We start from the raw sequence: 23183 nt of genomic DNA, 5'->3' as shown, positions 1-23183 counted from the left end.
CGGATCATCGCAGGGCGGACTCGATGAGGGCGCCGGCGGCCAGCAGGCGTCCCTCTTCGTTCGCCGGGGCCACGAGTTGCAGGGAGCCGGGCAGCGCACTGCCCTCGACCGGGATCGGCAGGGCCAGGGCCGGGTCGCCGGACAGGTTGAAGGGCAGGGTGAGGGCGGTCAGGTCGACGTCGCGTTCGGCGCCGATGCGAGGGGGCGGCTGGGTGATCGTGGGCAGGGCGAGCAGCGGATAGCGTTCGAAGAGCTTGCCGAGGACCTCGCGCAGCGTCTCCCGCGCGGCGTACGCCTCGTCGAACATGCCGTCGGTGATGCGCTCGCCGCGTTCGATGCGGCGTCGGATCCGCTCGCTCATCCGGTCGGGGTAGGCGAGGAGGCTCCGGTGGGCGCGGAAGCCCTCGCCGAGGATCAGCCGGTTTCCGGCGTCGAGGGCGGCGGACCAGCAGTCGACCGGCTCGTCGGCGAAGATGAGCCCGGCGGCGTGCAGCGCGGCGTCGACGGCGGCGTCGACCTCGGGCGCGACGGGTGTGCCCACCGGACGCAGCCGCCCGATCATCGCGCCGGCGTCGAACGGACCCGGAGCGAAACCGGGCTCCATCAGCGTCATGCCGAGCGTGAGCGCGGCGACGTCGGGCCCGAGCGGGCCGACCGTGTCCAGCGTCTGGGCGAGCGGGAAGACTCCGTCGACCGGGACCCGGCCGTGCGTGGTCTTGAGCCCGGTGACACCGCAGCAGGCGGCCGGCACCCGGACCGACCCGCCCGTGTCCGTGCCGAGCGCGACGTCGGCCTCGCCCAGCGCCACCGCGACCGCGGAGCCGCTGGACGAGCCGCCGGGCACCCGGTCGGCGTCGAGGGGATTCTCCGGCGTGCCGGTCCAGGGGTTGACGCCGTCGGCGGCGCGGCAGAGCTCGGTGAGGTTCGTCTTGCCGACGATCCGGGCCCCCTGCCGGCGAGCGGCCGCGACGACGGGGGCGTCGTGCTCCGCGGGCTCGGCTCGCTCGCTGATGACCGGGCATGCCAAAGTCGTCGGCGATCCGGCGACGTCGATGGCGTCCTTGACGGCGAGCCGTGGCCCGTCGCCCTGCGCGGTGAACTTCTCCAGCCAGATGGTCACGACGACATCATGGCGTGAGGAAGACCGATGAGATAGACCGAGCGCACGCCTGTGGACGACCTCCTGCCGCCAGGTCCCCGTCCGTCAGTGAGCGGTCCGGGCGGCAGGTCGCAGGCCCTGGCTCAGGCGTTCTCCGCGAGTTCGAGCCACTGCTCCTCCAGCTCCTCGCGTTCGGTGCTCACGGTGCGCAGCTCCGCGTCGAGGGCGAGGAGTTTTTCGTGGTCGGTGGCGTGCTGGGCCATCAGGTCGTGCAGTTCGGCCTCGCGTTCGCCCAGCCGGGAGATGCGCCGTTCGAGCCGGTCGAGGTCCTTCTTCGTCTGCCAGGCGTTCTTGGACTCGGTCGGCTTCGGCGGCTCGGCCGGGCGCGCGGCCTGCGGCGGCGTCGCGCCGCGACGACGCCGGTCGAGGTACTCGTCCACGCCGCCGGGCAGCATCTTCAGCCCGCCGTCGCCGAGGAGGGCGACGACACGGTCGCTGACCCGCTCGAGGAAATACCGGTCGTGGCTGACGAGGACCAGCGAACCGGGCCATCCGTCGAGCAGGTCCTCCAGCTCGGTCAGGGTCTCGATGTCGAGGTCGTTGGTGGGCTCGTCGAGCAGCAGGACGTTCGGCTCGCCCATGAGCAGGCGGAGCAGTTGCAGGCGCCGGCGCTCGCCGCCCGACAGATCGCCGACCGGCGTCCACTGGGCGTCGCCGCGGAAGCCGAAGCGTTCGAGCATCTGACCGGCGGAGAACTCCTTCTTGCCGACCGTGAGGCGCCGCTTGATCTCCTCGACCGTCTCCAGCACCCGGCGAGAGGGATCAAGCTCGCCCAGCTCCTGCGACAGGTGCGCCAGGCGTACGGTCTTGCCGGTCACCACCCGGCCCGCCCGCGGGCGTACGGAGCCGTCGAGCAGGCGGAGCAGCGTGGTCTTGCCGCTGCCGTTCACGCCGACGAGCCCGATGCGGTCGCCGGGGCCGAGCTGCCAGGTCAGGTGCTCGAAGAGCGTGCGGTCGCCGACCTGGACCGTCGCGTCCTCCACGTCGTACACGGTCTTGCCGAGCCGCGCCGTGGCGAACCGTACGAGCTCCACGCTGTCACGCGCCGGCGGCTCGTCGGCGATGAGGGCGTTCGCGGCGTCGACCCGGAACTTGGGCTTGGACGTACGCGCCTGGGGGCCGCGCCGGAGCCAGGCCAGCTCCTTGCGCAGGAGGTTCTGCCGCTTCTCCTCGGCGGAGGCGGCGATCCGGGCCCGCTCGGCCTTGGCCAGCACGTACGCGGAGTAGCCGCCCTCATAGCGGTGGACCTGCCCGTCGGCCACCTCCCACGTGCGGTCGGTCACCTCGTCGAGGAACCAGCGGTCGTGCGTGACGACGATGAGCGTGCGGTCCTTCAGATGGCCGGCGAGCCAGGCGATCGCCTCGATGTCGAGGTGGTTGGTCGGCTCGTCCAGCATGAGAAGGTCGGTCTCGGGGACCAGCAGCGCGGCGAGCGCGACCCGCCGCCGTTCGCCGCCGGACATGCCCGCCACGGGAGCGTCGAGCGGCACGTCGCCCAGCAGGCCGGCGAGGATGTCACGGGCCCGCGCGTCACCCGCCCAGTCGTGCTCCGCCCGATCGCCGAACACGACGGAACGCACCGTCGCGCCGTCGGGAAACGCGTCCCGCTGCGTGAGGTAGCCGATCCGCGCGTCCCGCGCTCGCGTGACGCGCCCGGCGTCCGGCTCGGTGCGCCCGGCCAGCAGGGACATCAGCGTGGACTTGCCACCACCGTTACGGCCGACGATGCCGACCCGGTCACCCGCCGACACCCCGAGGGACACCTCGTGGAGCAACGGAACCGGCCCGTACGCCTTGCCCAGACCTTCGACATTGATGAGATTCACAACGCCAGCAAGGCTATCCGCCCGCAGCAGCCCCCTGGCAACGCCGATGCGCGCCTGTGGACAAGTCGCTCAGCCCATGGCCTCAAAGCTTCTGCAGCACGGTCTTGGCCAGCAGTTCGGCCGTGGCCTGGCGTTGGCCGCCCGAGCACATGTTCGGATTGCGGACGCTGCACGTCACCCGGACGAACAGGTTGCTCGTGCGGAAGGCGACCAGCGGAATCCCCGTGTCCGGAAAGACGCAGGACTGATCGACCGTGATACCGCGTGCGGGCGTGCAGCCGGTCTGGGTCAGTTCTTTGTCGTGGCCCTTGATGATGGCCTGGACGGCGTTGTCCACCGAGTTCTCGGTACCGCGCTGGACGAAAACGGTGACCTGGCCGAATTGCGCATCGGGGTGGTCGGCGTCGGCGACCTTCATCCACGAGCACTCCTGCTCCTCCGTGACCGCTTTGTCATCGACGCGCTCGCCCGCCACCGCCGCACCGATGAGCCGCTTGACCAGCGACGGCGGCATCAGCGCACAGGAGTCTGGCGTTTCGGTGAACCGGCCGGCATCCGAAAAGCCCGGATGATGTTTCTCCGCCGAACAACCGGCAACGGACAGGACAGCACACACCGCCATGGGGACGACCCGCGCGGCCGTCATCGTTCGCCACTGCACAGGAGCGCTAGTCCTTCCGGTAGTGCCACTTCTTGGCGATCAGAGCGCTGGAGGGAAAGTCGTTCGGCTCAATGATCGCTTGGATCTCGGTCATCGTCTGCTTGCTGTTTGTAATGTAGGCACGCAGGGCGTTGCGGTGATCGATCTCCCATTTGGCGATCGTCGACGCGAAGTCCGAGAGCAGATTTGATGCGGCCTCCGTCGTCCTGAGCATGTTCTGGATCTTCCAGGGTGCGTACTTGCTCATGGTGACAGCGACGTCGGCCATCTTCTGCACGGACTGGTTGTACACGTCGATGATCTCGCCGTACGCCTGGAGCAATTGCTTGCACACGGCGACCATGTGGTCGGCGTTGCTCTTGCTCGCCTGGACGGGACCGTTGTCCCCCGTCAGATATCCGGAGAACGCGTCGTAGGCAGGCCCCTGCCACCAGCCTCCGAGATTGCTCAGCGTCTTCGTGAGCACGCTCGCCGATCCGCCGACCAGGTTGTTCGCCGCGTCGGACCAAACGTCGTAGGTGTGCAGAACGGCATCGGGCCGGCCGGCCATGTTCCGTATTCTCTGCACGCTCGCCTCGGCCCTGCGATGGCCCCCGACGGCGTCGATGCCGCGCATGACGATCGACTCGGCCTGGCGCGGATAGGCCACCTCGTCCGGCAGCCCATAATTCTTGAACCTTACATCTGGCATCCCAGAGTCCCATTCACCCGTGCTTCGTCAGATACCGATATCGGGCCGTACCGACTTGACGGTTTCCGTGACGCGGTAGTCGTTCTCTTCATACGAGTTGGCCACCAGGTGGAGGCCGTTGACGCCCGAGGACAGTGACTGCGATCCACGCCAGAGCTTCTGGACGACCTGTTCGGCGTAAGAATTGAACTGGGTGGGGTAGCCCGCCTCGCGCCCCAGGTTCCCGAACGCGTCAGGCGGGAGTTCGGCCGCCCTGATGTTCTGCCACGCCTTCTGCCAGTTCTGTGAAGCGACGTTCAGGTGCACGGCTTGGTTGCGGATCTCCTCGGCGGCGTAGTAGACCTCATCGTCCTTCGCCATTCACATCACCTCATGTCTTGACATCACTGCCACATCTTCCGGGCCAGCTTGTCGATATGCGCGTCACGGGCGCTGAGCGCACGCCGGCGCGCGGCGGCGATGGCCTCCAGAACGCGAGAACCTAGCTTGAACGCGTCTCCGGTTTCGAGGCTGTCCGGATTGAGCCGAACGCGGACAAGCCGCCCGTCTCCGTCAACGGTCACGAATCCCATCCCGGCCTCGATCTCACAGCGCGTCCCCCTGGCGCCCAGGGACCCGTCGAACTCGTCGATCTCCTTCATCACGGCATCGATCGCCTCGACGCGGCCGGTGACGGCCTTCACCGCTGTGATGATCTGGTCCTTCAGCGGATCTTCCGACATGGCTACTCGTCAGCCTCCAGAAACGATTCCGCCAGTCTCCGACGCAGCTTCTCACCGAGAAGGTCGGCTCGCCCGACGGTCAGAACGATGTCCTTCTCCAGACGCGCCGAGTTCTGCCGCGAGATCGCGTCGTGACGTATCTGCAGGTCGATCAGAGTCCCGTGGCCGTCCACGGTGACCCGTACCGACTTGTCGTCGGACTCGACAGTGATCCTCTTGGTTGCGAGCTTCTGCTCCAGCTCGCGAATCTCAGCGATCTTCTTCATGAAAAATCCCGTCTCAACCGGCGTGCGCCCGGCGGCGAACCACGATGACAAAGACGACCGTGAGAACTGCTATCGCTCCACCGATCGAGATCACCGCCATGGTCGGAGACACGGCGCCGCTGCCGGTGTTCCGGCTGGAGGCGTTCCGCCGGACCCCAGCCTCGGGAGTTCTGCGAGGAACCGTGCCGTAACGGTTGGCCTGCCATTCGTCGAAACGAGCGTACGTCGGGTTGGGAGCATCAGCCGGCACCGGGTAACGCTGCGGGTTCATCGCGCTGGTGATCTGAATCGGCCCGTAGCCTGTCCTATCGTTCCAGACCGGCGCTTTCGGGTGGTACGCAGTCGCCATCAGCCGCTGCACCACGGTGCGGGCCGGCATGCGCGGGTTGCGAGAGCGGATGATGGCGATGGCCGCCGACACGAGTGCCGCGGAGAGGCTCGTTCCAGTGACGTGCGGAGCGAACCTGCCGGTCTTTCCGACGACAGGACCCACACCTGGCGCCGCGACAGCGAGGTAGGACTGGCGCTGGGTTCCAGGCCAGGGGCGCAGAGACTTGTCGACTCCGCCGACCGCGACCACACCGGCACACGAGCCCGGGAGCTCGGGCCAGTTGGTCGTGTTCCCTTCATTGCCGGAGCTCGCCACCACGATCACGTCGTGCGCGACGGCGTAGGCGATGGCATCCTGGACACCGGGGTCGCAGTGCTCGGGCAACGTGGCCGACGTGATGCCCTGCGAGATGTTGATGACTCCGGCCCTGTGGTCGACGGCGAAGCGTATCCCGCTCGCCATCGCCTCGTAGAGGCCGGCCGAGTCGCCGAATTCCGCTGTGACGTGGACCGGCAGGATCTTCGCGTCAGGAGCAACACCGACATAACCGGTGCTGCCGCCTCCTTGGCCGGCGATCAGTGCTGACAGACCGGTCCCGTGCCCGCCCTCCTTGTCATCGAAGTCATGGCGCCCGTCGCCTCTCCTTCCGGTCGTGTCGGCTCCTTTGAGGACAACACCGGCGAGCTCCGGCAGGGACGCGTTGACCCCGGAGTCGAGCACCGCGACGGTAACGCCCGCCCCCCTGGACTGTGGCCAGACGTATTTCTCGATGCCCCAGACGGAGAACCACCATTCGTCCGGGAGCGGGCGGAGTGCCGCCGACGCCGGGCGGCCCACCATGACCATGAGCATGACCGCGGCGACGCCTGCGAGCAGTCGCCTCACTCGGCTTCTCCGATGATCGGGCCCGGCGGCTCAGGATCATCGATCGTTGCGGCGGCCTGCTCTTCGAGGCCTGTCGGCTTCGCCCGAGGTTCGGTGACCCCCTCTTGCGGGTCCTCCAGCGAGACCTCCCCGCTCAGCTCCTCGAAGAGATCATCGATCGCCTTGTCATCGTCGTCCGACAGGTTGATCAGCAGAGGTTCATCGAAACGCTCGCGGTCGTCCTCCGTGTCAGTGGTGATCAGCTCAGGTGCCACATGCACATTGCCGGTCCACATCTTCTCGTCTTCGGACAACCAGCTCCGTCGCTTACGCTCGCGGTCTCGGCGCTCGGCGCCGGCCGGCAGCCCAGTCATGCCCGCACGCGAGACATTGCTCGTCTCGGCGGCCTGAGCCTCCTGCGTGGCGGCAGCCTGATCGGACAAGACCGGCGTCATCCGGCCGGGTCCACCACCCACATCACCGGGCACCCCGGTGATGACGTTCGGGGTGATCAGTCCATAGTGGGACGCCGGTACGCTTCCGGGGCCCACGACTCCAGCACCGCCTCCGATTGGCAGCCCGCCCAAGTCGACCGGAACGGCTCCGGTGGGAGGCACAGCGGTCGGAGCCAGGCCGGCGAGCTGGGTACCACCGTCTCCGATCTGACTCGGCTCCGCAGCGTCGTCCGGCCGGTGACCATGTGACGCGGATGAGCCATCGCCGGCACCAGGGTGAGAGGAGGGTGATCCCACGGACGTTCCCGCAGCCGCCGAGTGCCCGGGGTTCCAGCCGTCGGAGTGATACTTCTCAGCGCCCGGCGGGAGGGTGGTGGACAGGTTCTGGGGCAGAGAGTTCCACGCCTGGGTGACACGTTCGTTCGCGCCGGTCATCCAGCTCTGGGCTTCCGGCAGTGACTTGGACGCGGGCTTGTTGTACTTGTACCAGGCCAGGTGCTCCGAGCCGTGGCGTTCGATCGCCACACCGAACGTCTTGGCGGTCTGGCGGACCGTTGCCGCCGCGGACCATACCTCACGCAACTGTGCTTGGGCGGCCGCCGCGTCCTTTCCGGTCCACGCGTTGTGCAGGTCCGTCCGCATATGCAGAAGGACGCCGGCGATCTTCTCGTATGCCTCGGCGAACTTCTGGTACCCGCGGCCCGATGCAGCGACCGCCTCCGGGTCGCTGGACTTCAGGAGGGCATCGATGCTCCTGAAGTCGGTGTACTGCGACGGCGATCCCGCCGGCGCCGTGGATCGCATCGGGGAGACATAGGAATCGACCATCTCAGTCCCTCGCGTCCGGGTTCAGCGAGTTCGGAGGCGCGGTCGGTGGCGGGGAACCCGATGAGTCGTGCTGGAACAGGTCGGTGGTCGGCACGGCGTGCAGGCGCTTGTCGACGGCAGCGATTCGGCGTTCCAGGTCGGACTCGGTCGCGTCGTAGATGTGGGCCGAGGCGTGAAGCTTCTTGATCATGTCCAGCACGGCGTGCAGAAACCGGCTGTGCTGGTCGACGAGCGTGTCGTGGCCGGACTTGGCGCTCGGGTAGAACGCCTGGGCAGCGTCCCAGGCGCCGTACGCCGCCTGGCTCGCCGGGGTGAGATGCTCGTCCGCCGACAGCAGGTCTTCCAGATGTGCCGTTAAGCGATCCGCGATGACCCTGACCTGGTGCCGGTCCATCGTGACGCGTTCCGAGGGGTCGAGCCCCGGCCAGTCACGGTAGACCCCCAGCGGCACCGGTCCCGAATCCACAGGCGGCATGGTTCTCCCCCTCCCCTGATGTGCGGAACACATCAGGCGCCGCAGCCCCCGTTCAAATCCCCGTAAAAGCCTTAGAGACTTTACAAAATTTGACTTTCCGCGTCCAGGCTCTGGCAAGGCAACTTTACTCCTACGTGATGTTCCATCTACGAAGAGTGAGATTTCGGGTTGTCCGGATCAGATGAGCGCGGCGCCCGTTACGGCCCCGGGTGCAGCAGGCGGTGCCGCGAGCCCGGGTCGCCCGTTCGGCGCGGTTCGTCCCGATCCAGACCGCTTCGGGCCTGCCGCAGCCTCCACCAGATGCCGACACGGCGGCCCCGGTCATGCGCCGGAGCGCAGGCGGACCGCCCGCTCCGCACGGTCCAGGCGGGTTCTCTGGCGGCGTGCCGACACCATGACCACGATCGACAGCACGGCGTAGTACACGATCATGACCAGGTGAAAGACGTTGGGTTCGATCACCATGGACAGCGCGACGAGGACCAGGACCAGGCCCCAGATCCATGGACCGGTCCGCATCGACCGTGCGAGCTTGGCGCGCCGCCACTCGATCAGGGCCATCGCCGCCTGATCGAGGTCCGGCTCACGGGGCGCGTCGCCGACCCGCAGAGCCCGGTTGACCTCGACTCGGGTCGTCGGCGGCAGTTCGCCGACGGCCGCCCTTTCGCGGCGCCGGGCCAGAAAGACGATCAAGCTCATCCAGGCACTGAAGAACACGGCGAACAACAGGATCTCGGCGACCCGCGCGCTCGGCGGCACGTGCCGGTCCACCAGCCAGAAGGCCGGTGCCCCGAGCACCACCGCGACCACCGCGATCACTAAGGCGAGGCGCCTGATCGGCCAGGTCACCGCCCGGTCCCGCCAGCTGTCGTCCATCCGCCGTCCCCGCTCGTTCCCCTGGCGAGGCGGCCCCGGACCCGCCTCGCGTCGTACGCGGCGTCTTCTCCCCCGCACGCATGAACCCACGCATGCCGGAAAGGCCGGATCCGGCCGGTGAGAGGTCGCGGGTCAGACGAGCGCGGCGCCCGGTACGGGTCCACGGGCCCGGCGGACGGCGGCGAAGTGGCCCGTGCCGGACAGGGACGTCGCCAGTTCCTCCGCGTGCGCGGCCGAGGACGCCAGGAACGCGCACGTCGGCCCGGAGCCCGACACCAGCGCTCCCACCGCCCCCAGCCGGGAGCCCGCCGCCAGGGCCTCGGCCAGCGACGGGCGCAGGCTCAGGGCCGCGGACTGCAGGTCGTTGCTCAGCGCCCGGCCGAGAGCCTCGGCGTCGCCCGTCTTCAGCGCGGCCATCAGATCGTCGGAGACCACCGGCCACGGGACCGGAGCGTCCTCCCGCAGCCGGTCGCACTCGGCGTACACCGCCGGGGTCGACAGCCCGCCGTCCGCGTACCCGAACACCCAGTGGAACTCCCCCGCCACCTCGAGCGAGGTCAGCCGCTCCCCCCGGCCCAGGCCCACGGCCGTGCCGCCGAGCAGGGCGAACGGCACATCGCTGCCGATCCGCGCGCCCAGCCCCAGGAGGGTCTCCCGGCTCAGCCCCGTCTCCCACAGGGCGTCGCACGCCACCAGGGCCGCCGCCGCGTCGGCGCTGCCGCCGGCCATTCCGCCGGCCACCGGGATGTCCTTGCGGATGTGCAGGGCGACCCGGGGTTCGACGCCGGCGTGCGAGGCGAGAAGCAGCGCGGCCCGTGCGGCCAGGTTGTCCGGGCCCGTGGGAACGCCGGCCGGGCCCTCCACCGTGATCGTCAACGTGGGGGCGGGCGTGGCGGTCACCTCGTCGAACAGCGACACGGCGTGGAAGACGTTGACGAGATCGTGGTAGCCGTCGTCGCGGGCCGGACCGACACCGAGCTGAAGGTTGACCTTGGCGGGTACGCGAACAGTGGTCACGATCACCGAATGCTAGGCGATGCGCGGCGCTCCCCGGCGATCCGGGTGAAGGCCGCGACGTCGAGCGACTCGCCGCGCGCGCCCGGGTCGACGTCCGCGGCGCGCAGGATCCGCTCCGCCTCGGCGGCCGAACCCGCCCACCCGGCCAGAGCCGCGCGCAGGGTCTTGCGGCGCTGCGCGAAGGCCGCGTCGACCACCGCGAACACGTCCGCACGCGGGACTCCCGCCGGCGGCTCGCGCCGGGTGAAGGCGACCAGGCCCGAGTCCACGTTCGGTACCGGCCAGAACACCGCCCGCCCGACGTTGCCCGCCCGGCGCGTCCGGGCGTACCAGGCCATCTTGACCGACGGCACCCCGTACACCTTGCCGCCCGGCGACGCGGTGAGCCGGTCGGCGACCTCGGCCTGCACCATGACCAGCCCGTGCCGCAGCGTCGGGAACGCCCCGAGCAGGTGCAGCACGACGGGCACGGCCACGTTGTACGGCAGGTTCGCCACCAGCGCGGTCGGCGCGACGGGCAGCTCGGTCACGCGCATCGCGTCGCCCGGGACCACGGTCAGCCGGTCGGCGAGCGACGGCGCGAACTCGGCGACCGTCCGCGGCAGCCGCCCCGCCAGCGTCTCGTCCACCTCGACGGCGACGACCCGCCGAACGGCGGGCAGCAGCGCCAGCGTCAGCGAGCCGAGCCCGGGCCCCACCTCCAGGACCACGTCGTCCAGTCCGACCTCGGCGTCGCGCACGATGCGCCGCACCGTGTTCGCGTCGATCACGAAGTTCTGGCCGAGCGTCTTGGTCGGGCGGATGCCCAGGTCAGCGGCGAGCGTGCGGACGTCCGCCGGCCCGAGTAGTCGTTCACCCACCTGTTCAGTGTCCCGTACGTGCAACAGTTCCGGCACCGCGCCCGTCCCCGGAGCGAGGAGGGCGCCGTCAGCTTCTCGGCCCTGGGGCCGAGCTCGCAGCTCTGGTCCGTGCCTGGCGGGCACGGGTCAGGCCGCGTCGTCGGCAGCGTGACTCACTGCCCAGCCCGCCGCACCGCGCGCGGCGATGTTGCGGGCTGCGTTCACATCGGCGTGCTCAGCGAAGCCGCACGACATGCACTGGAAAGTTGCCTGGTTGGGACGGTTCTTCTTACTGATGTGACCGCACGCGCTGCACCCCTGGGAGGTGTAACGGGGATCTACGTAGAGCACTGGCACCCCGGCACGGGCCGCCTTGTAGGAGATGTAGGCGCCGAGTTGAGCAAAACTCCACGAATGCAAGGTGACCCGCTGGGGCTTACGGAGCCGTACCCTCTCGCGGATACCACCCAAATCTTCCAGAGCGATACCACGACAGGTGCGTTCAGCCTCGGTCACCAACTTCTTGGAGATGCAATGGTTAGTATCGGCCGCGAAACGCGCCTCCCTGCCCGACAGCTTACGCAACAGCCGTTTCGCGGACTTGGTGCCCTTCTTCTGCAAGCGTGCGCGAACGCGGCGATTTCGGTGCCGGACCTGGTTCAAATGCCTGCCAGCATGGACGGTACCCTCAGAGGTGACGGCGATGTTCGCGATACCGAGATCGACACCGAGGAAGCCTTCCTTAGGCTCGCGCATGTCGGCCTCGGGCGTTGAGCAGCGTTCTTACGGAACCGGATCGGCGTGCTCTCGGCTTTGGCGCGCCGTTTGGAGCCTTCGGGTCCGTAGTTGCCCGCCTTGAGATTCGCCTTCAACGTCGCATATGCCCCCGCGACCTTCCGAACCGCGTGGATCGCCGGCTGGGCAGACAGCCCCATCTGCTTCAACTCGCCGTAAACCAGACGCTGCAAAGACGCCTTCCTCAAAACGCCGGTGTCGAAAGCACGACGGGAGGCGTGGTTCGCGGCGATGTTACACAAACGCAGCGTCTCCCGCAGGGCCGTTTCGGCGGCCTCATCTGGAAGTAGCTTCACCTGCACCACCAGCTTCACGACTGCATCGTATTGCCGACATCACCATCACACCTCCCGAACCCCGCAAATACGCCGAGGAACAGCATCGTTCAACTCCTGACGGCGGATACATGATCGTCAACCTCGCCGCGATCCAATCACTCCGAAACGGGTACAGAATTGGTGCCCGGTCAGGGCGGCTTCCCGGAACAGGACAGCGAGGTGAACCATGCGGCACCGTCGGCTGATGATGCTCCTCGGCGTCGGCGCCGCGGTCACGCTGGGCCCGGTCACGTACGCGGCGGCCGCGCGGGCGGCGACCGGCCCCGTGCACGGCACCGGTCACCGGACGGCCATGTCGGCATGGCCGGGGCGGGCCGACCCGGATCCGGCCTCGGGCGGTTCCACCTCGGTGAGCTTCCGCGTGCTGCCGCCGGACCCGCCACCGCCTGATCCGGCACCGGCCGACCCGGACGCGGGCGCGGTCGGCGGCGGCCCGATACCGGGCGGGCCGGGCACGGGTGCCGTCGCCGCGTCGGACGACGACACCTCCGTCGATCTCGGCGAGAAGGAGTCCGGCGGCCACCTCACCCGGCACGGGGAGAACGGGTCGTACGGCGGACGCCACGAGTCTCACGGCGGGCTCCGCCCGTCTCGCGTACGGCCGGGGACCGAGAGCGCCGGGCCACGGCGGCGTCCGGCCGCACACCACGGCCTGCTGCCCTTCACCGGCGCCGACATCGGCGCGGCCACCCGATTCGGAGTGGCCGCCGTCCTCGCCGGCGTGCTCGCCCTCGCCTCCGTACGCCGGAGACGACAGGCCCCGGGCGTCACCAGGCGCCGAAGACGCGCTCCCCGTTGCGGCTGATCGTCTCGCACAGCTCGCCCAGGTCCATGCCCTTGACCTCGGCGAGGCAGCGGGCGGTCAGCGGCACCAGGTACGGGGCGTTCGGGCGGCCCCGGTACGGCACCGGCGTGAGGTACGGCGCGTCGGTCTCCACCAGCAGCAGCTCCGGCGGCGCGACCTCCGCGGCCTCGCGCAGGTCACCGGCGTTCTTGAAGGTGACGTTGCCGGCGAAGCTCATGACGTAGCCCCGGTCGGCGCAGACCTTGGCCATCTCCCGGTCGCCGGAGAAGCAGTGGAAGACGACCTGCTCCGGCGGGCCCTCCTCGGCGAGGATGCGCAGGACGTCGTCGTGGGCGTCGCGGTCGTGGATGACCAGCGCCGTGCCGGTGCGCTTGGCGATGTCGATGTGCGCGCGGAAGGACCGGTGCTGGTCACCCTGGTCGGCCCAGTCGCGGTAGTAGTCGAGCCCGGTCTCGCCGACCGCACGGACGTGCGGCAGCGCGGCGAGCGAGGCGATCTCCTCGAGCACCTCGTCGGTCGCGTCGCCCGCGTCGTTGGGGTGGATCGCCACGGCCGCGTAGACGTCGTCGCGGGTGGCGGCGGCCTCGGCGCACCACCGCGACGACGCCAGGTCGTACCCCACGGTCACGGCCCGGCGGATGCCCACCGACCGGGCCGCGGCGAGCACCTCCGGCACGGGCGTCTTGAGGATGTCGAGATGGCAGTGGCTGTCGAACACGTCGGCCGGCAGCGGCTCGGGAGGCGGCGGGGCCGCCTCCCGCGACTCACGACTGCTCAAGTCGGGCCAGCTCCTCGTCGACGACCGAGGGGTCCAGCTTGGTGAAGAGCGGCTTCGGCGGCGCCAGCGGGACGCCGGGCGTGATCGGCCGGGACTCCCAGCGCGCGGAGGCCGTCTCGTACGTGCCGGTCAGCACCTGGTAGCCCGGCCCGCCGTCCTCGTCGACGTCGCGCAGCTCCGGCATGCCGCTCCAGTCGCCCTCGCCGCCGAGCATCTTGTACACCTTGTCCGAGGACTTCGGCAGGAACGGCGTCAGCAGCGACTTGGCGTCGTCCACGAGCTGCAGCGCGACGTGGAGGATGGTCTTCATCCGCTCCGGGTCCTCGCTGCGGAGCTTCCAGGGCGCCTGCTCGGACAGGTACTTGTTGGCCTCCGCCACGGTGCGCATGGTCTCGCCGACGGCGTTCTTGAACCGCGACCGGGCCAGCTCCGCGCCCACCGCGTCGAACGCCGCCCGCGAACGCTGCAGGATGGCGCGGTCGGCCTCGGTCAGCTCGCCGGCCGCCGGGATCTCACCGATGTTCTTGGCCGCGAACGAGACCGAGCGGTTGACCAGGTTGCCCCACGCGGCGACGAGCTCGTCGTTGTTGCGCCGGACGAACTCCGACCAGGTGAAGTCGGTGTCCTGGTTCTCCGGGCCGGCCACCGCGATGTAGTAGCGCAGGGCGTCGACGTCGTAGCGCTCGAGGAAGTCGCGCACGTAGATCACGACCTGCCGCGAGGAGGAGAACTTGCGCCCCTCCATCGTCAGGAACTCCGAGGAGACCACCTCGGACGGCAGGTTGAGCCGGCCGAGCGAGCCGGGCTGCCCGCCCTTGTCGCCCTCGCCGTTGTAGCCCAGCAGCATCGCCGGCCAGATCTCGGAGTGGAAGACGATGTTGTCCTTGCCCATGAAGTAGTACGACCGGGCGTCGGGGCTCTGCCACCACGCGCGCCAGGCGTCCGCGTCGCCGGAGCGCCGGGCCCACTCGACCGAGGCCGAAAGGTAGCCGATCACCGCGTCGAACCAGACGTACAGCCGCTTGTCGGGCCGGTCGATCCAGCCCGGCAGCGGCACCGGCACGCCCCAGTCGAGGTCGCGGCTGATCGGGCGGGGCTGCATGTCATCGAGGAGGTTGCGGGTGAACTTGTAGACGTTCGGCCGCCAGAGCCCCTCTTTGCTCTGCAGCCACGACCCGAGGGTCTCGGAGAACGCGGGCAGGTCGAGGAAGAAGTGCTCGGTCTCCACGAACTCCGGCTTTTCGCCGTTGATGCGGCTGCGGGGGTTGATCAGGTCGATCGGGTCGAGCTGGTTGCCGCAGTTGTCGCACTGGTCGCCGCGCGCCCCGTCGTAGCCGCAGATCGGGCAGGTGCCCTCGATGTAGCGGTCCGGGAGGGTACGGCCGGTGGACGGGGAGATCGCGCCCATCGTCGTCTTCTCGAAGACGTAGCCGTTGGCGTGGAGGCCCTTGAAGATCTCCTGGGCGACGGCGTAGTGGTTACGCGTCGTCGTCCGGGTGAACAGGTCATAGGACATGCCCAGCCCGTGGAGGTCCTGGCCGATCACCTTGTTGTAGCGGTCGGCGAGCTCCCGTGCGGTCACGCCCTCCTTGTCGGCCTGGACCTGGATCGGCGTGCCGTGCTCGTCGGTGCCGCTGACCATCAGGACCTTGTTGCCCGCCATCCGCTGGAAGCGGCTGAACATGTCGCAGGGCAGCGCGAAGCCGGAGACGTGCCCGATGTGGCGGGGCCCGTTGGCGTACGGCCAGGCGGGCGCGGTCAGGATGTGACGGCTGGACATGCCCCTAAGACTAGAGGTCGTCCCGCGATGCCTCACGCCGATATCCGATCCGCCCCGCCCGGCACGCCGGTTCACGCCGCGACGCGGTCCGCGTCGGCCTGGGCCATCGCGTGGGCGAAGTCCCGCGTCGACAGCCAGAGTTTGTAGACGATCGCCACTTCGAAGATCAGCATCAGCAGGCCCGCCACGACCGTCACCGGAATGATCGCCTGGCACAGCGGGCCGACGATGAAGACGGCCATCTGGAACTCGATCCCGCTGACCAGGTGTGGCCTGACCCGGTGCCGGGCCAGCCAGTCGCGGACCCGCGGATACCAGGAGAACCGCGCGCGGAAGCCCTGCTGGAGGTCGATGGCCTGCGGGGCCGGCGTTCCCACCTCGCCGGTCGCCTCGTCCGAATCGACGGGCAGCAACCGATCGACGAACCGGTCCTCACCCTCGGCACCGCGCGCCGACCGCAGGCGCGAGCGCATCTCCCGGCGCGCGGCGGCCACCTTCAGCGCGTCCAGGTAGCGGAGCATGTCGAGGAAGACGATCGCCACGCCGAGCGCCAGGTAGACCGGCCGGCCGGTGGCCTCGTACTGGCCGGCCGTCAGCGCCAGGGCACAGATCAGCACCCGCACCCGGTCGAAGACGTAGTCGAGCCAGCTCCCGAAGACCGAGCCGGTCCCCTTCAGCCGCGCGATCTTGCCGTCCATGCAGTCGAGGACGAAGCTCAGGTGGTACAGGACGGCGCCGGCGACGAGCCACTTCCAGCCGGCCGCCCAGAAGCACCAGGCCGCGCCGAGCCCGAGCACCAGAGCCCCGCACGACAGGCCGTTGGGGGTCAGCGACGTGCGGTTCGCGGTGAACCGGACGAGGCGCCCGGCCAGGGGATCGACCAGGAAGACGGTCCACCACGCGTCGCGGGCCTTGTACGTGCGGGTCCGCACGTCGTCCATCGTGAAGCCCGGGCTCACCACTCCTCCTCGCCGTCCTCGTCGGCGAACGCGTGGCTGTCGTCCCCCGCGTGCAGGCCCGGGTCGGGACCGAGGAGTATCGCTATCTGCTCCAACAGATTCTTCAACATCGAGACCACCGTTCATGCTCGCTGTGCCCACACCCGTACTCCGCCGGTCCGCCTCGTCCGGTTCCCCCTTTTCGACGCTTCCGAGGGAACGTCGCTATGCCGGTGCCGGCGGATCAGCCGTGGGCGGGCACGCCGATGCGGTCGGTCCAGCCGTCGGTGATCATCAGCGTGGAGTGGTCGGGCTCGCTCGCGACCGCGCCGTCCGCGCCGATCGGGTAGTACTCGCGCGCCAGGATCCGCGCCGATCCGGGCTCGATGATCAGATGCTCCTCGTTCCGCTGGAGGCCGTGCATCGTGTGTGCCTCGATGCGGACGGCCAGCGCCGCGCCGGACCGGCCGAGCCCGTCGCGGGCCGAGCCGATGTCGCGGATGCCCTTCTGGGTGGCGAGCATGCGGTACGCCGCCGCGCGGACCTTGGGTGGCGCGGGCGCGTTGATGATCGCGATGCCGGCGTCCAGTATGTCCTCGATGATCGAGAGTTCCTGGTACTGCGCGTGGTACTTCGCCAGTTGCGCGATCCTGCGGTTCCGGTCCGCCAGGACCATGCGCCGCAGTCCCGCGGCGGTCGTGGGCAGTTTCGCCAGGCCGGCCATTGTCGTACCCTTGGGCCCCAGCTCGAGGTAGGGGTCGTCGTCCGTGTGGGAGTCGGCGGAGAAGGGCTTCATGTCGGTCAGCGACGGTGACCCCGCCCGCTGCCAGGCGGCCTTGTCCGCCGGGGTGGCGAAACCGCTACGGATGTCCCGGTCCACCATCCGCGAGGGCCGGCCCTGCTGGTACGGGTCCCAGTTCTCCCAGGTGATGCTGACGTACGCGTGGAAGGGGAAGTAGGGTCCGCTCCTCGGCGCCCCGTTGGCGCTCGTGCCGTGGGTCTTGACGCCCTTTCCGGGCTGCCGGGCCCGCTCCACCTCGCGGATCTGGGAGTACCAGTAGGCCCCGTGCGCGGTCGCCGGCTGCTTCGCGGCGTACTCGGCGCCGGCCAGCAGGACCGATCGGGCGTCCAGGGTCCGCGGCGTGGAGGCGGACGGCGTGGCCCTGCCGGGCCCGGGCGTGTCGTCCGGCACGGCGAGGACACCGGCGGCCACGGCCGCGGCGGCGGCCACGGCCACGCCCGCCAGGATGGGCCGGACGCGGCGGTGTCGCGCGGGAAGGATCGGGCGGTCGGCCCGGGCCGGTGCGCGCCCGGCGGCGGCGATGCGGGCCAGGTCCGCGGCGCGACGGCGCCGGTAGCCGTCCTCGGCCAGCGTGCCGACGTGGTCCGCGAGCGTCGTCATCGGGTCGGTGAAGGTCATCTCGGCTCCTGCGTCGTGGCCGGTCTCATCGGGGTTCATCGGGCCCTCTCCTGGATCAGTGCCGTACGGGCCGGAGCGGCCGGCGGGGTGCGCAGGGCGCGGGCGAGGCGCTTGCGGGCGCGGTGCAGCCGCACGGCGAAGGCCGCGGCGGAGCAGCCGATGACGCGTGCGGCGTCGCGCGGCGCCAGGTCGTACCAGGTGGCCAGGACGATCACCTCGATGTCCCGTTCCCCCAGCGCCGTCAGCGCGGCCCGGACGGCGGCGCGGTCCACGACGCCCTGGGCCACGTCGGGGCCTGCCAGGTCGTCCGCCGTGGTGGCCGCGGCGATCCGGTCGGCGAGCGCCTGCCGGCGGCGGCCGGAGTCGTACTGCTTGTGCAGCAGGTTCCGCGCCACGCCCAGCAGCCACGGCAGAGGCGGGTCGGGCAGGTCGCCCAACCGCCGCCAGGCGACCAGGAAGGTCTCACTGGCCACGTCCTCCGCGGCGTCCTGCCCGGCGCGCAGCAGGGCGTAGCCGAGCACGTTCCGGTAGTGCCGGTCGTACAGGGCCGTGAATCGGTCGGCGGGGTCCTTCACGCCAGCGTCCTCCGGGGTCGGTCGGCGGCTGACGGGAAGTACTCCCCCGGACGGGAACGGCGATTACACCGGACCGACGCGCGCATGAGAGAAGGGCCCCGGCGTGGTGCCGGGGCCCTTCTCGTGAACGGTCGTCAGGAGGTCTCGGCCGTGTCCTTGTCCTTGCTCTCCTCGGCCACGCCCTCCTCGTCGGAGGTGTCCTCGGCCGCGGGCACGTCGATCTCCTTGAGCTTGAGGGTCTTCGCCTCGCCCGCGACCTTGACGACCGCGGCGTCCACGACGTCCGCGGCCTCCTCCGCCGGGTCGGTGACCGGCGGGTGGGAGCGGCGGCGGATCCCCAGGATGCTGACGAACAGCGACGCGAAGATCATCTGGAAGCTCATGATGAGCGCGGTGGCGGCCGGCACGACGATGCGGAGCGAGTCGCGCGGGTCGAGCTGGCCGAAGCTGTGGCCCTGCCAGTGCACGAGCGAGGCCACCAGCCCGACGAGACCGGCGAGCGCGAGCAGACCGCCGACGACGAGGCCGCGTTCGAGGCTCCAGGAGTGGACGATGCGCTGCACCCGCCGGTCATGGGGAAGGAAACCCTCCTCCATGGCATAGACCTTGGTCAGCAGCGCGAACAGCACCGCCTGGAAGCCGATCACCAGCATCGCGGACGCCCCGACGAGGGTGTCGACGTCGAAGGCGATGTCGCCGACGTGGATCGGGCCGACGGACAGGGCGATGCCGCCGATCAGTCCGAGGGTCATGAGCAGCAGGCCGGGGATGAGGAACAGCCAGCGGGGGCTGTAGAGCATGAGGAAGCGCAGGTGTCGCCAGCCGTCGCGCCAGGTGCTCAGGTGCGGGGCGCGGGAGCGGCCGTCGGGCGAGAGTGTGGTGGGGACCTCGCGGATGTCGTACTTGGCGAGGGTGCAGCGGACCACCATCTCGCTGGCGAACTCCATGCCGCCGGTCTGCAGGCCGAGCCGCAGGATCGAGTCCCGGCGGAAGCCGCGCAGCCCGCAGTGGAAGTCGCCGATCTTGCTGCGGAAGAACAGCCGGCCGACGAAGCTGAGCACCGGGTTGCCCAGGTACCGATGCAGCGGCGGCATGGCGCCAGGCGCGATGCCGCCCTTGAAGCGGTTGCCCATGACCAGGTCGGCGCCGTCCCGCAGCTCGGTGAGGAACGGCATCAGCGAGGTGAAGTCGTAGGAGTCGTCGGCGTCGCCCATGACCACGTACGTGCCCCGAGCCGCGCGGATACCGCCCATCAGCGCGTTGCCGTAGCCCTTGGAGGTCACCGGCACGACGCGGGCACCCGCGTCGCGGGCGAGCTGCTGACTCCCGTCGGTGCTGCCGTTGTCGGCGATGATGACCTCACCGTCGACGCCGTGCTCAGCGAAGAATCCGAGGGCCTTCCGCACGCATGTCTCTACGGTCTCCGCCTCGTTCAGGCAAGGCATCACCACGGAGAGTTCCACGTCGTGTCCTCCATTACCCCTCTGCGACCATGCTTCGGGGGTTTCGACTAACCTCGTCATTGTTCCGACAAGTGGCGTGTGTTACCCATGATGCCCGCCAGCGAGCGGCCGCGTGTCGTAAAGCCGCAACCTTTGACTTCGCAAGAAGCACCCGGCTGACGGCAGGCTGGGGATACAGGATAAGGGCTGTGCTGTCCAGAGAGGTCGGTCCGACTTGACTACCGCGGGAGAACAGAGCGGGGAATCCGCCGTAACGGGCGCGCCGCCTGACACGTCATCTGACGCGTCCGCGGATGTAAAGCCGCAGGTCAAAGCGGTGGAAGTCGGCACGGACGAGGAGCGCCCGGCGGAGAAAGGGCGCGTCCGCCGTGTCGGGTTCATCTCATTGGGCGTGCTCCCGCTCCTCCTCTCGCTCGTGCGGCGTCACAAGACGTTCACCGTCGTGCTCGCGGGCGGTGCCTTCCTCCGGGCGCTCGCCATGCTCGGCTACCGGCCCGCGTCGTGGTTCAACGACTCGTTCGACTACCTGCACGTCGCGATGTCCCCGTACCCGCACCCGATCCGGCCGGACGGCTACTCGTTCCTGCTGTGGGCGCTGAAGCCGTTCCACAGCTTCGCCGCGGTGGCCGGGCTCCAGCACCTGATGGGGCTGGCCGGCGCGGTCATGATCTACGCGCTGCTGCGCCGGAGGTTCGGCCTGCCGAGCTGGGGCGCGTCCCTGGCGACCGTGCCACTGCTGTACGACGGCTACCAGATCCAGCTCGAGCATCTAATCCTGTCCGACATCACGTTCGAGTTCCTGCTCGTCTGCGCGGTGACGATCGTGCTCTGGTACGGCAAGTCGCTCACCTGGAAGGCCGCGGGAGTCGTCGGCCTGCTGGTCGGCCTCGCCACGCTGACGCGCACGGTCGGCGAGCCGGTGCTGGTCGCGATCGTCGTGTACCTCCTGATGCGCCGCTTCAACTGGCGCGTCTTCGTCGCGACGATCGCGCTGTGCGCGCTGCCGCTCGGCGCGTACGCGGGCTGGTTCTGGGCCTGGTACGGCAAGCCGGGCATGACGACCAGCAGCGGCGTCTTCCTGTACGCGCGGGTCACGGAGTTCGCCGACTGCAACAAGATCAAGCCGCCGGTCTCGGAGTACCCGCTCTGCAAGGACAGCCGGACCTCCCACACGCCGCTGACCTTCTCCCAGGACGCCATCTGGGACCGCAACTCCCCGTTCCACCGGGTGCCGGCCGCCAAGTTCACCAACTACCAGAACCAGCTCGCCGGCGACTTCGCCAAGCGCGCCATCATGGCCCAGCCGTTCGACTACGCCGTGGTCGTGCTGAAGGACTTCCTCTACACCTTCAAGTGGCACCGGACGGTCTTCCCGGACAAGGCCACCTACCAGATGTACGAGTTCGGCAAGAAGTCCGCGGCCCTGCCGAACTGGCGGATGAGCCGCGACCAGACGGCCGCGTCGGAGGCGCACAAGTACGAGGACGGCAACGCGCGTACCCGGATCATCACGCCGTACGCCACGGGCATCCGCACCTACCAGGACGTGGCGCACCTGCCCGGCACGCTGCTCGGCGGCATCCTCATCGTCGGCCTGGCCGGGCTGATCCCGCTGTGGCGACGGTGGGGCGGCCAGGCGTTCCTGCCCTGGATCCTCGCGACCGGGCTGCTGCTCGTGCCACCGGCCACCGCCGAGTTCGACTACCGCTACGTACTGCCGACGGTGCCGTTCGCCTGCCTCGCCGCCGCGATCACCTTCTCCCGCGAGCCGCGCGAGAAGCTGAGGCGGCTCCTGTGGTGGCGCGGGAGCGCGCCGGAGCAGACGTCCGGAGACGCCGACGGCTCCTCCGGCGAACCGGAGGAGCCGGGGAAGCCGGCCGCCCAGGACGCGGTCACCGCGTCCTGAGCCGGCCGTCAGTAGGCGTGGAGCCGGCGGAGCCGGAAGATCATCTCCAGCTCGGTGTGCCGCTGGCGGGGGATCGGCGCGACGACGCTCCACCCGGTGGGGAGGATCTTCACGTCGTAGCCGCCGCAGGACGGGCACACCGGCTCCGCCCATGGGCAGGTGCAGCGCTGGCTCAGGTGGTGGTAGACGACGACCTCACCACCGTGACCGTCCGAGGAGCGTCCGACCTCGAACTCCTTCTGCCACTCGTGCAGGCAGCCGAGGCACTCGTACTTCCACGTCTCCTGCGAGATCATGGATTCGTGCATTTCCCGTCACCCCCGGGCGAAACCATCGGATTGCGTCCCGCCACGAGTTTTCCCCATTAAGCGTCGTTTGAGGGGCCCTGAGCTGCGTAAAGCTTACGTCAAATAATCGTCATCACCTGGTTTTTCGTGCAATAACCGCGTCATAAAGCTCCCTTTTCGGTACACGATGTTCTCGTGCAACCTCGCCAATCGCGTCTTTTCTGGCCGCGCCATCGGTGACGCGCCGCTCGACCTCGTCGGCGAGCGCGTCCAGGTCAGCCGGTCCGGAGCGCTCCGGCGCGCCTCCGACGACGATCGTGATCTCACCGCGCACGCCGCCCGAGGACCACGCGGCCAGCTCGCCGAGCGGCCCGCGACGCACCTCCTCGTACGTCTTGGTCAGCTCGCGGCACACGGCGGCGGGCCGGTCGGCGCCGAGCGCGCCCGCCATCGCCTCCAGCGCGGCGGTCAGCCGGTGCGGCGCCTCGAAGAAGACCATCGTGCGCGGCTCCCCGGCCAGCGCGGCCAGCCGCGACGCGCGCTCCCCCGCCTTGCGCGGCAGGAAGCCCTCGAAGCAGAAGCGGTCGCTGGGCAGCCCGGAGATGACCAGCGCGGTGGTCACCGCGGACGGCCCGGGCAGAACGGTGACCGGCACCTCGGCCTCGATCGCGGCGGTGACGAGCCGGTAGCCCGGGTCGGAGACGCCCGGCAGCCCGGCGTCGGTGATGACCAGCACGTCGCGACCCTCGCGCAGCTCCTCGACCAGCTCGGCGGCGCGGGCGCGTTCGTTCGCGTCGTAGTACGACACGATCCGCGCGTCGGTGGTGACGCCCAGGTCGGCGGTGAGGCGCCGCAGGCGGCGAGTGTCCTCCGCGGCGATGATGTCGGCCGCGCCCAGCGCGCCGCGAAGGCGTTCGGATGCGTCCTCCGCGCGGCCGATCGGCGCGGCGGCCAGCGTCAGCGTCCCAGATGTTCCCACAGCACCCATCTTCGACCCCGGCGTCACCGTCCCGCACCTCGGCGATCGCCGCGCCGTCACGATCTCGTGAGGGCAGGCAGTCCGAAGTGCACAATCGGCCCGGTATCCC

Annotated in this window: 23 protein-coding genes and 1 pseudogene; 2 read left to right on the top strand and 22 right to left on the bottom strand. The window is 69.6% G+C overall.

What is annotated here, in order from left to right; translation table 11 throughout:
* Window positions 1-4: 4 nt before the first annotated feature.
* The 14 genes and pseudogenes from ACQEV1_RS11890 to ACQEV1_RS11825 form a co-directional block, all read right to left on the bottom strand.
* Window positions 5-1120: an amidase gene (locus tag ACQEV1_RS11890; RefSeq protein WP_285618774.1), complete on the bottom strand. Its 1116-nt coding sequence runs from the start codon at window positions 1118-1120 to the stop codon at window positions 5-7.
* A gap of 122 nt (window positions 1121-1242) precedes the next feature.
* Window positions 1243-2985 carry an ABC-F family ATP-binding cassette domain-containing protein gene (locus tag ACQEV1_RS11885; RefSeq protein ID WP_433393700.1) on the bottom strand — a complete coding sequence of 581 codons (1743 nt, stop codon included), beginning with the start codon at window positions 2983-2985 and terminating at the stop codon, window positions 1243-1245.
* An 82-nt stretch (window positions 2986-3067) separates the two neighbouring features.
* A complete protein-coding gene (locus ACQEV1_RS11880; protein WP_433393698.1) occupies window positions 3068-3631 on the bottom strand; it encodes a hypothetical protein in 564 nt (187 codons plus the stop codon).
* 22 nt (window positions 3632-3653) lie between these two features.
* A complete protein-coding gene (locus ACQEV1_RS11875) occupies window positions 3654-4337 on the bottom strand; it encodes a hypothetical protein (protein WP_285618778.1) in 684 nt (227 codons plus the stop codon).
* Between the two features lie 27 nt (window positions 4338-4364).
* Window positions 4365-4697: a hypothetical protein gene (locus ACQEV1_RS11870; RefSeq protein ID WP_285618779.1), complete on the bottom strand. Its 333-nt coding sequence runs from the start codon at window positions 4695-4697 to the stop codon at window positions 4365-4367.
* Between the two features lie 23 nt (window positions 4698-4720).
* Window positions 4721-5059, bottom strand: coding sequence for a YbaB/EbfC family nucleoid-associated protein (locus ACQEV1_RS11865; protein ID WP_285618780.1), 339 nt, complete (start codon window positions 5057-5059; stop codon window positions 4721-4723).
* A gap of 2 nt (window positions 5060-5061) precedes the next feature.
* On the bottom strand, window positions 5062-5325 hold the full coding sequence (locus ACQEV1_RS11860; RefSeq protein ID WP_285618782.1) for a YbaB/EbfC family nucleoid-associated protein: 264 nt from the start codon (window positions 5323-5325) through the stop codon (window positions 5062-5064).
* A gap of 13 nt (window positions 5326-5338) precedes the next feature.
* The gene (locus tag ACQEV1_RS11855; RefSeq protein ID WP_433393695.1) at window positions 5339-6541 is read right to left on the bottom strand and encodes a S8 family serine peptidase; all 1203 of its coding nucleotides are present in this window, start codon (window positions 6539-6541) and stop codon (window positions 5339-5341) included.
* A complete protein-coding gene (locus ACQEV1_RS11850) occupies window positions 6538-7803 on the bottom strand; it encodes a hypothetical protein (RefSeq protein WP_433393693.1) in 1266 nt (421 codons plus the stop codon). Before ACQEV1_RS11850 ends, ACQEV1_RS11855 begins: the two co-directional genes overlap by 4 nt.
* A 1-nt stretch (window position 7804) precedes the next feature.
* Window positions 7805-8278, bottom strand: a complete 474-nt coding sequence (locus tag ACQEV1_RS11845) for a hypothetical protein (protein WP_285618786.1) — start codon at window positions 8276-8278, stop codon at window positions 7805-7807.
* A 321-nt stretch (window positions 8279-8599) separates the two neighbouring features.
* Complete coding sequence (locus tag ACQEV1_RS11840; RefSeq protein WP_433393690.1) at window positions 8600-9154, bottom strand: hypothetical protein; 555 nt, start codon at window positions 9152-9154, stop codon at window positions 8600-8602.
* Between the two features lie 132 nt (window positions 9155-9286).
* Window positions 9287-10171 carry a 4-(cytidine 5'-diphospho)-2-C-methyl-D-erythritol kinase gene (locus ACQEV1_RS11835; protein WP_432705534.1) on the bottom strand — a complete coding sequence of 295 codons (885 nt, stop codon included), beginning with the start codon at window positions 10169-10171 and terminating at the stop codon, window positions 9287-9289.
* Between the two features lie 2 nt (window positions 10172-10173).
* A complete protein-coding gene (gene rsmA / locus ACQEV1_RS11830) occupies window positions 10174-11031 on the bottom strand; it encodes a 16S rRNA (adenine(1518)-N(6)/adenine(1519)-N(6))-dimethyltransferase RsmA (RefSeq protein WP_433393688.1) in 858 nt (285 codons plus the stop codon).
* A gap of 126 nt (window positions 11032-11157) precedes the next feature.
* Window positions 11158-12119, bottom strand: a pseudogene (locus tag ACQEV1_RS11825) (RNA-guided endonuclease InsQ/TnpB family protein).
* Window positions 12120-12309: 190 nt separating this feature from the next.
* On the opposite strand from ACQEV1_RS11825, the gene ACQEV1_RS11820 reads away from it, so the two are divergent.
* Entirely contained in the window at window positions 12310-12948 is a 639-nt protein-coding gene (locus tag ACQEV1_RS11820; protein WP_433393686.1) for a hypothetical protein, read from the top strand.
* Here the strand turns inward: ACQEV1_RS11820 and ACQEV1_RS11815 are convergent.
* From ACQEV1_RS11815 to ACQEV1_RS11790, 6 genes are all read right to left on the bottom strand, one after another.
* A complete protein-coding gene (locus ACQEV1_RS11815) occupies window positions 12911-13726 on the bottom strand; it encodes a TatD family hydrolase (RefSeq protein ID WP_433393684.1) in 816 nt (271 codons plus the stop codon). The two genes, ACQEV1_RS11820 and ACQEV1_RS11815, sit on opposite strands and share 38 nt — an antisense overlap.
* The gene (metG, locus tag ACQEV1_RS11810) at window positions 13713-15506 is read right to left on the bottom strand and encodes a methionine--tRNA ligase (protein WP_433393682.1); all 1794 of its coding nucleotides are present in this window, start codon (window positions 15504-15506) and stop codon (window positions 13713-13715) included. The genes ACQEV1_RS11815 and metG overlap by 14 nt, the downstream gene beginning before the upstream one ends.
* Before the next feature lie 71 nt (window positions 15507-15577).
* Window positions 15578-16465 (bottom strand): CDP-alcohol phosphatidyltransferase family protein, encoded by an 888-nt coding sequence (locus ACQEV1_RS11805; protein WP_433393680.1) that lies wholly within the window; start codon window positions 16463-16465, stop codon window positions 15578-15580.
* A gap of 223 nt (window positions 16466-16688) precedes the next feature.
* A complete protein-coding gene (locus ACQEV1_RS11800; RefSeq protein WP_285618797.1) occupies window positions 16689-17903 on the bottom strand; it encodes a hypothetical protein in 1215 nt (404 codons plus the stop codon).
* Complete coding sequence (locus ACQEV1_RS11795) at window positions 17900-18439, bottom strand: RNA polymerase sigma factor (RefSeq protein WP_433393677.1); 540 nt, start codon at window positions 18437-18439, stop codon at window positions 17900-17902. The genes ACQEV1_RS11800 and ACQEV1_RS11795 overlap by 4 nt, the downstream gene beginning before the upstream one ends.
* Window positions 18440-18573: 134 nt before the next feature.
* Window positions 18574-19845, bottom strand: coding sequence for a glycosyltransferase family 2 protein (locus ACQEV1_RS11790; RefSeq protein ID WP_432705536.1), 1272 nt, complete (start codon window positions 19843-19845; stop codon window positions 18574-18576).
* A 373-nt stretch (window positions 19846-20218) separates the two neighbouring features.
* On the opposite strand from ACQEV1_RS11790, the gene ACQEV1_RS11785 reads away from it, so the two are divergent.
* Window positions 20219-21808 carry a hypothetical protein gene (locus ACQEV1_RS11785; protein ID WP_433393675.1) on the top strand — a complete coding sequence of 530 codons (1590 nt, stop codon included), beginning with the start codon at window positions 20219-20221 and terminating at the stop codon, window positions 21806-21808.
* An 8-nt stretch (window positions 21809-21816) separates the two neighbouring features.
* On the opposite strand, the gene ACQEV1_RS11780 is transcribed toward ACQEV1_RS11785, so the two are convergent.
* Window positions 21817-22116 carry a hypothetical protein gene (locus ACQEV1_RS11780; RefSeq protein ID WP_285568882.1) on the bottom strand — a complete coding sequence of 100 codons (300 nt, stop codon included), beginning with the start codon at window positions 22114-22116 and terminating at the stop codon, window positions 21817-21819.
* Between the two features lie 112 nt (window positions 22117-22228).
* Window positions 22229-23083 (bottom strand): 16S rRNA (cytidine(1402)-2'-O)-methyltransferase, encoded by an 855-nt coding sequence (gene rsmI, locus ACQEV1_RS11775; RefSeq protein ID WP_432705537.1) that lies wholly within the window; start codon window positions 23081-23083, stop codon window positions 22229-22231.
* Window positions 23084-23183 lie beyond the last annotated feature (100 nt).

Source organism: Actinoallomurus sp. CA-142502 (assembly GCF_050936355.1).
GTDB lineage: Bacteria > Actinomycetota > Actinomycetes > Streptosporangiales > Streptosporangiaceae > Actinoallomurus > Actinoallomurus iriomotensis.
The sequence above is the reverse complement of the archived record's forward strand: the minus strand, read 5'-3'. Positions and strand labels throughout refer to the sequence as shown.